Annotated in this window: 14 protein-coding genes; 10 read left to right on the plus strand and 4 right to left on the minus strand. The window is 71.3% G+C overall.

Going from position 1 to position 12,307, the window contains the following annotated elements; genetic code table 11:
* On the plus strand, positions 1-236 hold a 236-nt coding region (locus ABD374_RS32030; RefSeq protein ID WP_344500216.1), incomplete at its 5' end, for an ATP-binding protein.
* A 51-nt stretch (positions 237-287) separates the two neighbouring features.
* On the opposite strand, the gene ABD374_RS32035 is transcribed toward ABD374_RS32030, so the two are convergent.
* Entirely contained in the window at positions 288-560 is a 273-nt protein-coding gene (locus tag ABD374_RS32035; protein WP_344500218.1) for a hypothetical protein, read from the minus strand.
* A gap of 345 nt (positions 561-905) precedes the next feature.
* Between ABD374_RS32035 and ABD374_RS32040 the strand changes: the two genes are divergently transcribed.
* Positions 906-1,319 (plus strand): hypothetical protein, encoded by a 414-nt coding sequence (locus tag ABD374_RS32040; protein ID WP_344500220.1) that lies wholly within the window; start codon positions 906-908, stop codon positions 1,317-1,319.
* Here ABD374_RS32040 and ABD374_RS32045 read toward each other — a convergent pair.
* Positions 1,301-1,690, minus strand: coding sequence for an Hsp20/alpha crystallin family protein (locus tag ABD374_RS32045; RefSeq protein WP_344500222.1), 390 nt, complete (start codon positions 1,688-1,690; stop codon positions 1,301-1,303). The two genes, ABD374_RS32040 and ABD374_RS32045, sit on opposite strands and share 19 nt — an antisense overlap.
* A gap of 249 nt (positions 1,691-1,939) precedes the next feature.
* Here ABD374_RS32045 and ABD374_RS32050 point away from each other — a divergent pair, with 249 nt between their 5' ends.
* On the plus strand, positions 1,940-2,359 hold the full coding sequence (locus ABD374_RS32050; RefSeq protein WP_344500224.1) for a CBS domain-containing protein: 420 nt from the start codon (positions 1,940-1,942) through the stop codon (positions 2,357-2,359).
* A gap of 544 nt (positions 2,360-2,903) precedes the next feature.
* On the opposite strand, the gene ABD374_RS32055 is transcribed toward ABD374_RS32050, so the two are convergent.
* Positions 2,904-3,434 (minus strand): GNAT family N-acetyltransferase, encoded by a 531-nt coding sequence (locus tag ABD374_RS32055; RefSeq protein WP_344500226.1) that lies wholly within the window; start codon positions 3,432-3,434, stop codon positions 2,904-2,906.
* 323 nt (positions 3,435-3,757) lie between these two features.
* On the opposite strand from ABD374_RS32055, the gene ABD374_RS32060 reads away from it, so the two are divergent.
* The 7 genes from ABD374_RS32060 (at position 3,758) to ABD374_RS32090 (ending at position 10,476) form a co-directional block, all read left to right on the plus strand.
* Positions 3,758-4,498, plus strand: coding sequence for a polysaccharide deacetylase family protein (locus tag ABD374_RS32060; protein WP_344500228.1), 741 nt, complete (start codon positions 3,758-3,760; stop codon positions 4,496-4,498).
* A gap of 183 nt (positions 4,499-4,681) precedes the next feature.
* The gene (locus ABD374_RS32065) at positions 4,682-5,407 is read left to right on the plus strand and encodes an SMI1/KNR4 family protein (protein WP_344500230.1); all 726 of its coding nucleotides are present in this window, start codon (positions 4,682-4,684) and stop codon (positions 5,405-5,407) included.
* A 333-nt stretch (positions 5,408-5,740) separates the two neighbouring features.
* Entirely contained in the window at positions 5,741-7,171 is a 1,431-nt protein-coding gene (locus tag ABD374_RS32070; protein ID WP_344500232.1) for a 3-hydroxybutyrate oligomer hydrolase family protein, read from the plus strand.
* Between the two features lie 445 nt (positions 7,172-7,616).
* Positions 7,617-7,802: a keywimysin-related RiPP gene (locus ABD374_RS32075; RefSeq protein WP_344500234.1), complete on the plus strand. Its 186-nt coding sequence runs from the start codon at positions 7,617-7,619 to the stop codon at positions 7,800-7,802.
* A 121-nt stretch (positions 7,803-7,923) separates the two neighbouring features.
* The gene (locus ABD374_RS32080) at positions 7,924-9,777 is read left to right on the plus strand and encodes an asparagine synthase-related protein (protein ID WP_344500236.1); all 1,854 of its coding nucleotides are present in this window, start codon (positions 7,924-7,926) and stop codon (positions 9,775-9,777) included.
* A 13-nt stretch (positions 9,778-9,790) separates the two neighbouring features.
* The gene (locus ABD374_RS32085; protein ID WP_344500238.1) at positions 9,791-10,048 is read left to right on the plus strand and encodes a lasso peptide biosynthesis PqqD family chaperone; all 258 of its coding nucleotides are present in this window, start codon (positions 9,791-9,793) and stop codon (positions 10,046-10,048) included.
* Positions 10,049-10,059: 11 nt separating this feature from the next.
* Positions 10,060-10,476: a lasso peptide biosynthesis B2 protein gene (locus ABD374_RS32090; RefSeq protein ID WP_344500240.1), complete on the plus strand. Its 417-nt coding sequence runs from the start codon at positions 10,060-10,062 to the stop codon at positions 10,474-10,476.
* Between the two features lie 405 nt (positions 10,477-10,881).
* Here the strand turns inward: ABD374_RS32090 and ABD374_RS32095 are convergent, their stop codons facing one another.
* Positions 10,882-12,096: a glycosyltransferase gene (locus ABD374_RS32095; RefSeq protein WP_344500242.1), complete on the minus strand. Its 1,215-nt coding sequence runs from the start codon at positions 12,094-12,096 to the stop codon at positions 10,882-10,884.
* Positions 12,097-12,307: the final 211 nt, after the last annotated feature.

A 12,307-nucleotide genomic window follows, 5' to 3' on the forward strand; every position in this document is an offset into this window, starting at 1 on the left:
CCAACGCGCGCAAGTACGCACCGGGGCCCTGTGCCGTCGACGTGGAGCTGTCCGGGCCGTTCCTGGAGATCACGGTGTCCGACACGAGCCCGGTCCTGCCACTCGTCCTGTCCGCCGACCCGGCCCGGGTCGGCGGACACGGCCTGGAGATCGTGACAGCGCTGTGCGACGGTTTCGAGGCGTGGCCCGAGCTGACGGGCAAGCACGTCAGAGCCCGAATCCGTATTGAGGGATGACGCCCTGCGGACAGGCCCCCGCCACCCTCCCCGTGATACTCCGATGGTGGCTCACCCCTGCTCCAGGCCGGCCGTCACCGAGTGCGTGAGGTGTTCATCAGCGGCGCCCCGCCCGGAACGGTCACGCCCCGGCACTGCCTGCTCCGCCGGCCCTGACCCCCTCCGGCCACGGGCGTCTGCCCGGTTGCCGGGCGTAGCAAGGGCCGTGGCCACCACCGGCTTCGTGTCGGCATCCATGACGATCTGTACGTTCGCCGAGAAGCGGTAGTCAAGTGAAGAGGCGCCGACGGTGCGGTCACGGGCCGCGATCAACGTGCCGTCCATGGCCCGCAGCCGCTGGAGATCGGTCCGCCGGACAGCTGGCCGGACGCCGGGACCGCCCTCCGGCCGGGGACGCGGCGGGCAAGCCCAGGGGGTACCCGGGTAAGCCATGTGAACGAGAAGTCTGCCCGGACGGGTGAGCCCCGGCCGATACGGGCGGGATGGCCACACCAGCCCGGGAAGTGCACACGTCGAACGGCGCGCAGCGCTGGGTTCCCCCGGACCAGTTCCGTTTCCTCTTCTCGTACGGAGGTGGTGTCGGGTGGATCGTCCGGCGTCTTCGTGGCAGTCGGCGGGCGCGGCGGCGCGCAGTGAGTCGAAGTCGACCCTCTACGGATGGAGATGCCGGTGACTGTGGCCAGTGACAAGACGACGGGTGAGGGGCTTGCCGAGACCTTGCTGGAGGGGGTGGTGAACGAGCCGATGCGGGCGGCGACGAAGTTGCTGGGTGCTCACGGCGACGGTTACTGGCTGCGGCGCCTGACCGGCGACCAGGAACTCGCGACCATGGTCGATCATCCCCTGATCGACCTTTCCGGCCGGTATCCCACGGTCGACTGGGACGGTGTCGGCCACCTCCTGAAGATCCCGGGGTGGTCCCGCGGAGTCTCCAGGAGTCAGGCGGCGGTGCTGGAGTTCGCCGCGTCGCTGGTGAGCCGGTGCCCGGTGCAGATCGGGCGGATCAGTCACGCCGTGGACGACGCGGAGTTCCAGCTGCTCCTCGGGGCGATGGAGGAAGCCTCCTACGGCGACCCCCGCTGAGCACTCCGGAGTACCCCGGCGTCGTAAGTGGCCTCGATGTGGTCGACACCGAGCGTTTGGACGAGGAGCGGCTGACGGCTGAAGGTGCTGTGGGGCCGTTCGGCGACGAGCATGTCGGCGTCCTTGCCCTCGGGGTCCTCGGGCGCGGAACGTCCGGCCTTGACGGTGAGGACGTCCTGCTCCGCGTTCAGGCCGATCGGGTCGTTCAGGCCGATCGGCTCGGGATCGATGCCGGGCAGGTCCAGGTGGACCAGCAGTGCTCCTTCGTGGCGGCCGGCGCCCATCGGCATGGCCGCCGGCCGGACAGCCGCACCCAGGAGCTGCTGGGGGAGCCGGCCGAGCCCCCGGAGCGGACCGGTGCGCATCAGCATCGCTGCCGCTGGTCGCTCTCTCCATCCGTGCGTGGTGCTCCGGCGCATGGCCCGGATGCCTCATGTGTGGCGAATGCGCCCGTTGCGGCCAGGTTCTGTGGGGGAACCCGGCAAGAAGGTGAGCCGCGCGGGGCCGTCGGAGCGCAAAGCGGGGCGTGGGGGCGTGGGGTGAAGGGGAGGCCGGGTAGAGCCAGGTCGCGCGGCCGGCAGACCGGCGCGATCGACATGCCCGAACCTTGGAGACCGGTGATGGCCAGGAAAGTGCGTGAAGTGATGACCGCTGCGCCCGTAACGATGAGTCCGCAGACCTCGGTCGCGGAGATCGCCCGGGTGATGCGCGACGAGGGCATCGGCGCGGTGCTGGTCGCCGAGGGCGACGAACTGCGGGGTCTGATCACCGACCGGGATCTGGCGGTACGGATCGTGGCGCGCGAGGGCAACATCGCCGACTACAGCGCGGCCGATGCCTGCAGCGGCGAGCTGATCACGGTCTCGCCGGACGACGGCCTCGACCGGGCCGTCTCCTTGATGCGCGAGTACGCGGTGCGGCGTCTGCCCGTCGTGGAGGACGGCCTGCCGGTGGGCATCGTGTCCCTGGGCGACCTGGCCGTCGAACGTGACACCGACTCCGTCCTGGCCGACATCAGCGCCGCAGACCCCAACCAGTAAGTGGTCAGAAAGGTTCCGCTGCGATCGCGACACCTCCATCGCCCAGGCCCAGGCCCAGGCCCGTGCCCGCCTCGACGTGACCGGGCCGACCGAAGCAGCCCCTCCCGAGCCACTCCGGAGACCCCCGCCGAGCGCGTCCCGGCCACTCTGGCCGACAACCCCGCCGCCCAGCTCCCGGCAGAGACCGGCGAACACCTGGGTCAGGTCGCCGCCACCCCGACCAGCCCGCCACCGGTGCCCGCATGAACAGTCAGGAGTTCCTCGACCGCGCCGCCCGGCGTTCCGAGACCGACACGCCCAAAGCGGCCCGGCAGGCACGGGCGGTGAGGGAAGTGGTCGACGAAGCCGGCGGACCACCGCTGATCACACCGGCGCGCGTCACCGCCCCCGGGCCGACCCGACCGTGTGGTGCGGGCGCATGGGAAAGCGTGTTGCTGCGGTACGCCCCTCGATGCCATCGGCGGGGAACCCGGCCCGCACGTCATGACGGACCCGTGCCGACTGCTGAGAACCAGTGCCGGGAAGGGCGCCCTGCCCACGGCCGTCAGCCGACCCGTCGGGCCAGCACCTGTCCCGGCCAGGTCTCGGACAGGAAACGGTCGGTGGGGGTAAAACCGTTGCGCTCGTAGAAGGCGACCAGCTCGCCCCCGCCGCCCGCCCAGCAGTCGACCCGCAGCAGCTCCACACCGGCCCGCCGGGTCTCCTCGACGGCATGGGCCAGCAGCGCCGCCCCGATGCCCAGACCGGCGTGCCGTCGGTCGGAGACCAGCAGCCGGACGTACCGCTCGGGTTCCCCGGCCGGTGCGATCGGCACCTGAGGACTGGGCCCGGAGTCCAACACCAGGGCTCCGACAGGTGCTCCGTCCAACTCCGCGACGTGTGGGGCGTTCTCGGTCATGTACCGCTCGACCCGCGCCACCCCGCCGGGCTTCCGCGAATACGGTGTCGTGCCCCACTGCTCGGTGTTGCCGCGCTCGTTCATCCAGACCACCGCGGAGTCGAGCATGTCCAGTACGGCTGGTGCGTCGGCCAGGCTGCCCGGCCTGATCCGTATGCCAAGTGTGCTGTCGTTCACGGTGGAAGTGTAGACAGCGTCGGGCGGATCGGAATGGGCCCACCACCGGCCTCGCGCCGCCGTCGCCGCCACCTGCCTGACGGATTGCCGTCGGCGCCCGGGGGCCGTCCTTCAGGCCAGGGACGAGCTGAGCCTTCCGCGCAGGGGGCGTTCCGCGGAGCGCGGTACCTGCCGGCTGCGCTGAAGAACGTCACCCGGCAGGGGGGCCACTCCTCGCGCCCCGCGCGGCGGCCGATGAGGGGGGAGGGGTGCCGCTACGTTCTGGGCGCATGAGCCCATTTGCTTCGCCTGCGCGGGCGGCTGTCCGCAGGCTTGTGTCCGTTGTGGCCGCTGCGGCGGCCGTCCTCGCCGTCATGGGGGCGCCTGCTGCCGGGCAGGTGGGTGGCCCGGCGCCGGTGGAAGGGCTGTACGGCAGTGCGGTACGAGAGATTCCCGGCGGCGCGAAGGTAGTGGCGCTCACGTTCAACGCGGCCTGGGACGAGGAGGGCCTCGATACCGTCCTCACCGTCCTGCGGCAGCAGAGGGCTTCGGCCACGTTCTTCCTGACCGGACATTTCGCCGAGCGGCATCCGGCCGCCGCACGGGCGATCGTCACGGCCGGACACGGGATCGGCAACCACTCCCACAGCCACCCGCCCTTCGGTGAACTCACCCGCCCCGAACGCGCGCAGGAGATCACCCTCGCCGACCAGGCCATCCACCGGGCCACGGGCATCCGGTCGCTTCCGTTCTTCCGCTTCCCCTACGGGGACACCACCCCGGCCCAGATCGCGGAGGTCAACGCACTGGGATACGCGGACATCGAGTGGACGACCGACACCAACGGCTACAAAGGCACCGCGGGAGGAATGACCGTTCAGAAGACGGTGAAGCGGGCGTTGGACGCGCTGCGACCGGGTGAGATCGTGCAGATGCACATCGGCAACCTCGACGGACAGGGACCGGTACTCGATGCCCAGGCCCTGCCGCAGATCATCGACGCGATCCGCTCGCGCGGCTACCGGATCGCCGACCTGCGCACCCTGCTGACCGCCACTCCCTCTCTTACGCCCCGCCCCGTGTGACGTCGGTGCCGGCAGCGCGGATGGAGCTGCGGCAGACGGCCCGCACCGGCCACACCACGGGAGCCGTATGAGTCAGGGACCCACGCTGCGCACCAGGTACGGATCCCCCAGACTTCCGAGAGCGCGTGATCGGCCTGTCGGTCCGAGCGGAGGGCCGTTGAGCGGGACGGATACCGTTCTGACATGACACAAGCGTTCGATCTCGCCGCGTCCCTCGCCAGAGGCATGGAAGGCCGCAGTGGTGCATGGACCTTCATCCAGGACTTCGCTGCCCATTGGGTCGGCGCCCCGACAAACGGCGACGGGTGGGCGGAGGCCGAGGTGGTGGCGGCCGAGGAAAGGCTGGGCATCCAGCTGCCGGCGGCGTTGCGTGAGGCGTATCTGCTGTTCGGGCGCCGCCGGGATCTCACCAGCAACCACGATGTGCTGCTCGGCCCGGCAGAGCTGCATGTGGATGAGGCCGGGGAGGCGCTGGTTTTCCGGCACGAGAACCAGGGCGCCGCTTCCTGGGGCGTCCTCCTCGACAGCCTCCAGGAAGACGACCCTGCGGTGTTCATCCGGCTGGACCTGGCCGACAAGACCGCCGAGCGGTGGGAGAGCTGGCTGGAGCGTCTTTCTCTCTGCTTCGTCGAGATCGTTCTGTCCGAGTCGCTGCAGGCCGATGGAGAGCTCTGCGACTTCCTCGAATCCGACGACGACAGCATCGAGCTGTTGGAGAAGAACTGCGTCCGACTGCCTTTCCCGGCTTACCCCATCGGCGAGGAGGAACACGCGACTCGTTGGTTCCTGGGCCGGGACGTCCTTCTGCGCGACGACGGCATGGCCGTCATGGCACGTGGCAGGACGCCTGAAGACCTCGACCTCATGCGCGAACTGCTGCCGGGCGACTGGCTCAACGACTACCGCTGAAGGCGTCCAGGACTGGTGCCGGCCCCACTTCCCCCGTCGGCACCAGTCCAAGGACCGCTTTCCACGACCAGCGGCGGCTACGCCTGTGCCAAGGGCTCCCAGCGGAACATGGGCCCGTACAAGACCTTCGTCACCCACACCCCGAAGAACTCACCCGTCGGTCGACTCCACCGTCGTGGACGGAGCCCGCCCCTGACACAGGACCGGCCGTGCCCGTCATGGCGGCAGCCCACTTCGACGGGCCGGCCGTCATGGCGGGCGCGCACATGTTCCCTCCCGGCGTACGCCGCCTAACCTCCAGCCCGTCCGTCCGTCCCCCACTGGAGGCTCTTCATGGCCTTGCCACCCGGCAGCGCGTGCCGCCCGGGAAAGCGCGCCGCTCTCGGCGTTCTCGCCCTGGCCGTCGCGGCAGCCCTGCTCCCGTCGTCGGCCACAGCCCGGCCGGCCCCCCATTCCACCGCAGGCCACTGCGCGCACCTGCCCCACCTGCGTGTACCGGGTGCCGCGCATCAGCAGGCCGACTGCCTGAGCGAACTGACCACGGCGGGAACCGTGGGTTCCGGCCACACCGATCCGACGGACTGGGCCGGCCTGACCCCCAAGGACCTCGCCGTCCCCAGCGGGGTGCCGGGCATCCAGATCGACGGCTACTTCCCCGACACCTCGACCACCAACACCAACCACGGCTGGAACCACGACGCACAGTTCGTCGTCAGGCTGCCCGACCGGTGGAACGGCGGGCTCGTGGTGGCGGGCACCCCCGGCAACCGCGAGCAGTACGCCAACGACCGGGCCATCGCCGACTGGGTGCTCACCCGCGGCTACGCCTACGCCGCCACCGACAAGGGAAACACCGGCCCCGCCTTCCACCGCGACGGCGCCCGGCCCGGCGACGCCGTCGCCGAATGGAACACCCGGCTCACCCAACTCACCCGCGCCGCCCGCACGGTGGTCGCCCAGCGCTACCACCGGCCACCCACGCGCACCCTCGCCACAGGCATGTCCAACGGCGGGTACCTCGTGCGCTGGCAACTGGAGAACCACCCCGAGCTCTACGACGGCGGAGTCGACTGGGAAGGCACGCTCTGGCGCTCCGAAGGCCCCCACCTGTTCACCTTCCTGCCGTCCGCCCTCCGCCACTATCCCGCCTACGCGGCGGGCGGCCCCGCAGCCGGCCGGGCGCGCGCGGAACTGCACCGCGCAGGCTTCCCGACCGGTTCGGAATTCCTCTGGCCCTTCCACCATCAGGTCTACTGGGACCTGACCCAGCGCATCTACCGCGAAGAGTTCGACCCCGCCTTCGACGGTGAGAAGGAGGCCGGTACTCCGTACTGCGCCCCAGGGGCGGCCCCGGGCTGCGACGCCGACTACGACTACGCCACCCGCCCTGCCGATGTCCACCGGGCCGTGGAACGCATCGCGCTGACCGGCCGTATCGGAAAACCGCTGATCACCCTCCACGGCACCCTCGACGTCCTGCTGCCCATCAGCCAGGACTCCGACGTCTACGCCCGCATGGTCCGCGAAGCGGGCCGCGGCGGCCTGCACCACTACTACCGCATCGAGGACGGCACCCACACCGACTCCCTCGTGGACACCTTCCCCGACCGGCTACGGCCCCTCCTGCCCTGCCACCGCTCCGCTTTCACCGCCCTGGAGAGCCGGCTCGCCACCGGGCACCACCCGCCCGCGAGCCGCACCGTCCCCCGGCCCGAAGCCGCCACCCCCGCGACCCTGCTCACCAGCTGCCGCCTCGACGGATGACCACCGGCGGCCGTGACCACACCGCACGGTCGCCGCCGCGATCCCGGCCGACCGGACGCCAGGTTCAGGGGCAGTCGCATCCGCTGCTGGGGCGGCCCCGTACTGATCGGCTCCGCCGTCCACTTCGTCACCCTCCCCCTGCGAGGAGCTCTGCCGTCCTCACCGAGTCGCAGAGCCGTGTGGGCATATTTTGATTCTTTTCACTCGTTCGGATCAGGTGCGGCTTTGTGCCGGATGCGGTGGGAATGCTGTCGGTGGAACACGCGACCCCGGGCGGCCCGTCAGGGCCGTCCCGCACTCGGCTCGTGGTGGACGACCGATTGCCGTACGGGAGCACCAGCACCATGTGTGCCCTCTGCGCCCTGCGCGGCCGGTCGACTCCCTGAACCGCTGAGTCGATCCTCACCCCCGCCGGAGCAGGTGGGCAGCACAAGGAGGCATACCCATGGCACACGACCTCAGCACCGTCACCGCCGATGCCGTCAGCAGCACGACGACGGCCGCTCCTGCCCGGGCCATCGCCAGGGCGTACGAACGTCCCACGCTCACCAAGATCGGTGGCTTCCGCGAGAACACGGGCCTGGTCGGCAGGGGCTCCCCGGATCTGCTGGGCGGCCACAGCCTGTTGTGACCGGGCCGCGGCACGTCCGGTGCCGTACGGCGGAGCGCGTCATCGGCCGCGCGCGCCGCAAGCGGGGGAGAGGCATCCCGCCGCCCCCGCTCCTTCCTACCTGAGCGACCGAAGGGCCGCCATGACAGCCGTCAGGTCATTTCATCCGTCTCCCCGGTGGTTCGCCGCCTTCCCGGACACCGACGCCGTCGCAGACCATGCGGCCCGCGCCCGCGCCACCTCTGCCCGGGAGATCGCGCATGCCTCGGGCAGGCCCTGGCTGCTGGGCAACTGGGCTCCGGGTGATGTCATGACGGCCACCCGTGGGCCCAGCCGGCTCGCCGTGATCGGGGAACACGCCGTCACCGCCGGGCAGGCGGACCGAGCAGCGGTAGCCGCCTCGCCCGAGGAACTTGACCGGTTCGCCGACACGTGGCCCGGCAGCCATCATGTGATCGCCAGCCTCGCCGGCGAAGTGGTGGTGCGCGGCCCTGTGAGCGGTGTCCGCGCTCTTTTCCACGCCGGTGCGCGAGGGGCCCGCGGAGGCCGGATCGCCTCCGACCGGGCGGATGTCCTGGCCGACCTGGTCGACGCGGAACTGGACAAGGGGCGTCTGGCCGTCCAGTTGCTGAGTCCCGGCATGCTGCATCCCCTCACCGCGCAGACCGTCTGGCGGGACATCGACGTCGTGCCCGGGGACCAGCGCCTCGTCCTGGACCGCGCCGGGCACGCGCGCACCAGTCGCCGTTGGTCGCCGCCGGAGAGCCGACTGCCCCTGGCGGAGGGCGCGCGGTACCTGCGTGACGCGCTGAGCGATGCGGTCGCGGTACGGATCGGTGGCCATGACCTGCTCAGTGCCGACCTCGGCGGGGTGGACTCCACGGCCGTGGTGTGCACGGCCGCGCGGGCCGGGGCCGAGCTGGTCGCTTATACCGCTGCTCTCCACGATGTTCTCGGTGATGATGTCGACTACGCCCGGCGCACCGTCCAGGCCCTCGGCACAGTGGAGCACCATGTGGTGGCGGCGCCCGAAGTGCCCCTGACCTTCGACCGCGTGGACGCCTTGGACGACGTACTGGACACACCGTCGCTGTACGCGGTCAACCGTCACCGGCGCATGTACATCGTGGAACGGGCGGCGGAACGCGGATCGGTCGTACACCTGAGCGGCATGGGCGGGGACGAGCTGCTCGGCGGGGCTCCCGCCCGTGTGCACCAGATGTTCGCCCGTCACCCGCGGACGGCCTGGCGACATGCCCGCGGATTCACCGCGAAGCACCGGTGGTCGCGCCGGCAAGCCCTGCGTCAGCTGATCGACCGGCGCTCGTACGCCACCTGGCTGCGGCAGGTGGCCGCCGGCCTGACCCTCCCGCAACCGGCCGCGAGTGTGCCCATGTTCACGTGGGGCACCCCTCCGAGGCTCCCTCCCTGGGCCACCGCCGAGGCAGTCGAGGCCGTCCGGGAGGAGATCCGCGGGCAAGCCGCGCAAGCACAGTCACTCGGCGACGGGCACGGCGTGCACCGTGAACTGGCCGGCATGCACAGCGTGGCCCGCTTCGCCCGGCACGTACGGCAGATGTCCGAGCCGCTCGGCATCGCCTTCACCGCGCCCTACTACGACGACCGGATCGTGGAAATCGCGCTCGCGGTGCGTGACGGAGAGCGAGTGACACCCTGGCGGTACAAGCCGCTGATCGCCGAGGCGACGCGCGGTGTCGTCCCCGAGGTCAGCCGGGGGCGCACCACCAAGGCACATGCGGCGCTCGAGGAGGAAACGGGGTTGCGGGCGCACCGCCCGTCACTCCTCGCCCTGTGCGAGAACCCGCGCCTTGCCCGCCTGGGACTCATCGACCCGGACACCCTGCGTCAGTGGTGCGTCCGGCCTCTGGCGGCCGACATGGAAAGCGCTCTTCTGCACCCGACCATCGGCTGCGAGGTGTGGCTGCGCTCCCGTGAGAAGCCCCGGCCGCAGCCGGTCCGTAACGACCGCCACTGAGAGGAGTCACCCCATGGGCATCACCCTGCGTCCGGGGGTCGTGGCCGCCGAAACCGAGTACGGGACGGCGCTGCTGGACCAGAGCAGCGGTGCGTACTACACGCTCAACCCCACCGCAGCACTGATCATGCGCACCCTGCTCGACGGGGCCCCCCGGGAGCAGGCGGTCGAGCAGTTCGCCGCCACCTACGGCATCAGCGTCCGCGAAGCCGGGGAGGACTTCACCCGCATCGTGGAGGAACTGCACTCGGCTCGGCTGCTCGCCTCCTGAAAGGGTCCCGGATGTCCACTTCCCAAGTCGTGCCCCACGACCCGCGATCGGTCCCCCTCGGTCTCAGGCTCACCACCAGAGCGGCCGTGGTCTGCGCCCATCTGCTGGCCGCGCAGTCACCGGACCGCATCCGCTCGGTGCTGGAACGGATGAAGGGCGGCGCGCGCCCGGCGACCCTCGCCGAGGCGAACAGCGCCAGGGAGACCGTACTCGCCGTGAGCCTGGCCGCAGGAGGACAACAGGGCTGCCTGGCCCGGTCCCTGGCCACCGTCCTGCTCTGCCGGGTACGCGGACAGTGGCCCACCTGGTGCGTCGGGGTGCGCACCCACCCGCCCTTCGCCGCCCACGCCTGGATCGAAGCCGAGGGCGTACTGGTTGGTGAGAACGCCCCGGCCGACTACTTCCGACGGTTCTTCACCGTGCCATGACCAGCCTGCCCCCGACCGTCCTGGAAGCGGACAGCCGCCTCGGCCCGGCCGCCGGATCCGTCGGACACGGAAGCCCATCGTGCTCCGAGCCCGCACGAGGCCGTGCGCGAACTGCCCCCGGAAGAGCCCGTCGTCCCCGACGGCGCACTGATCGCCGCCAACCGCACCGCGGCGGACGAGCCCTAGCACGGGATGAAAGGTTTCCCGCCACGCGCACGGTGTCGTTCAGAGCCGCGAAAGCCGCGGTGCCCCTCACTGGTGACGTCTTCGCTCCCGCTCGCGACTTCGGGAGGCGTCCGGGGTACGGCGGCGTTCGAATACCTTGCGAGTCTCGGCAGCACCGGATGCAGCAGAGGGTCTCGGACGGCCCGGCACAGCAGCACGGCGACGGCGCGTTCACCGGGTTCACCCGGCGTCCCCTGAACCGATGTGGGCGAGCACCGCAGCGGCGCCGTCCTCCGCGGCGATGCGGTGGGCGAGTTCGGCCGCGCGGCGGCGGTGGGCCGGCTCGGACAGGCAGGCCGTGATCGCGGCACCGAGGGCTTCGGCGGTGAGGTCCTGGAACGGCAGAGGCCGGGGGGCAACTCCCAGCCGGTGCAGCCGGGACGCCCAGAACGGCTGGTCGGCCATGACGGGTACGGGCACGGCGGGTACTCCGGCCCGCAGTCCGGCTGCGGTGGTACCCGCCCCGGCGTGGTGGACGACGGCGGCGGTGCGAGGGAACAGCCAGTCGTGCGGGAGGTCGCCGATGGCCAGGACGTCGGCGCCGCAGGCACTCAGTTCGGCCCACCCCGCCTGCACCACCGCGCGTACGCCTGCCCGCTCCACCGCCGCGGCCACCAGCCCACTGAGCCGTTCCCCCTGCCCCGGTGCCATGCTGCCGAACCCGATGAACACCGGGGGTGGACCGGCCTGGAGGAAGTCGACGAGCTCGGCCGGGGGCTGCCAGCGGTGCGGCCGCGCGGGCCACCAGTAACCCGTCACTTCGACCCGGGACGGCCAGTCCTCAGGGCGCGGCACCACCAGCGGACTGAAGCCATGGAAGACCGGCCGGATGTCCCCCGCTGCCGATGGCGCATCGGCGGGCAGCCCGAGGCGGGCGCGCAGCCGGGTCACGGCGCCTGCGAAGAGCCCTTCCGCCCGCGTCTCCACCGCCCGGCCTGCGGCGAGGTTGCCCTCGGGCCCCAGCCCGTCGGCGTCCCGTGCGCCGGGCAGCGGGAACTGCCTGGTGGCGAATGCCGGTACGAGGTAGGTGCCGATGACGGGGACGCCGGACGCCTCGCCGGCCGCCCGGCTGAGCGGTGCCGGGCCGAAGGCGGTCAGCACCAGGTCGGTTCCGCCCGCCACGGCCTCCGCCACTCCGTCGGCGAGCCCGTCCGCGTACGCCCTGGTCAGCGCCCGGGACTCCTCCCGCGACGCCGCCCGGGACCAGGCCCGGAGCAGCCCCTGCGGGTCTCCCGGCACAGACCGGTAGTCGAGACCGCACCCGCCGACGAGTGCGGCGAGAGACGGGTGAGCGGCCACGGCGACCTGGTGGCCCGCGTCCAGCAGGCGCCGCCCCAGGCCTGTGAAGGGCGCGACATCACCCCGTGAGCCGGCGGTGACGATCAGAATCCGCATGCAGCGGTCCTCCTCGCGAATGCCACCCGGCCGCCGTCACCGGCCAAGGGGAATCCTCAGCGCACCTGTCTGCCGCAACCCCGGGCGTACGTGTTGTCATTACTCAGGCTCTGGCTCGCTTTCCGTGAAGCGGTCACGATTCGTGATCAGTGGGTGTTTCGAGTGCTCGGAGGATCTGTCGCACTTCCTGGCACCACTGGGCGGCGTCGGC

The organism is Streptomyces enissocaesilis (assembly GCF_039533765.1).
Classification (GTDB): Bacteria; Actinomycetota; Actinomycetes; order Streptomycetales; family Streptomycetaceae; genus Streptomyces; species Streptomyces enissocaesilis.

What these genes read in the sequence shown, in the direction of transcription:
- ABD374_RS32035 (WP_344500218.1), bottom strand. Translation starts at nt 560, where the DNA reads ATGGACGGCACGTTGATCGCGGCCCGTGACCGCACCGTCGGCGCCTCT.
- ABD374_RS32045 (WP_344500222.1), bottom strand. Translation starts at nt 1,690, where the DNA reads ATGCTGATGCGCACCGGTCCGCTCCGGGGGCTCGGCCGGCTCCCCCAG.
- ABD374_RS32050 (WP_344500224.1), top strand. Translation starts at nt 1,940, where the DNA reads ATGGCCAGGAAAGTGCGTGAAGTGATGACCGCTGCGCCCGTAACGATG.
- ABD374_RS32065 (WP_344500230.1), top strand. Translation starts at nt 4,682, where the DNA reads ATGACACAAGCGTTCGATCTCGCCGCGTCCCTCGCCAGAGGCATGGAA.
- ABD374_RS32070 (WP_344500232.1), top strand. Translation starts at nt 5,741, where the DNA reads ATGGCCTTGCCACCCGGCAGCGCGTGCCGCCCGGGAAAGCGCGCCGCT.
- ABD374_RS32075 (WP_344500234.1), top strand. Translation starts at nt 7,617, where the DNA reads ATGGCACACGACCTCAGCACCGTCACCGCCGATGCCGTCAGCAGCACG.
- ABD374_RS32080 (WP_344500236.1), top strand. Translation starts at nt 7,924, where the DNA reads ATGACAGCCGTCAGGTCATTTCATCCGTCTCCCCGGTGGTTCGCCGCC.
- ABD374_RS32085 (WP_344500238.1), top strand. Translation starts at nt 9,791, where the DNA reads ATGGGCATCACCCTGCGTCCGGGGGTCGTGGCCGCCGAAACCGAGTAC.
- ABD374_RS32090 (WP_344500240.1), top strand. Translation starts at nt 10,060, where the DNA reads ATGTCCACTTCCCAAGTCGTGCCCCACGACCCGCGATCGGTCCCCCTC.
- ABD374_RS32095 (WP_344500242.1), bottom strand. Translation starts at nt 12,096, where the DNA reads ATGCGGATTCTGATCGTCACCGCCGGCTCACGGGGTGATGTCGCGCCC.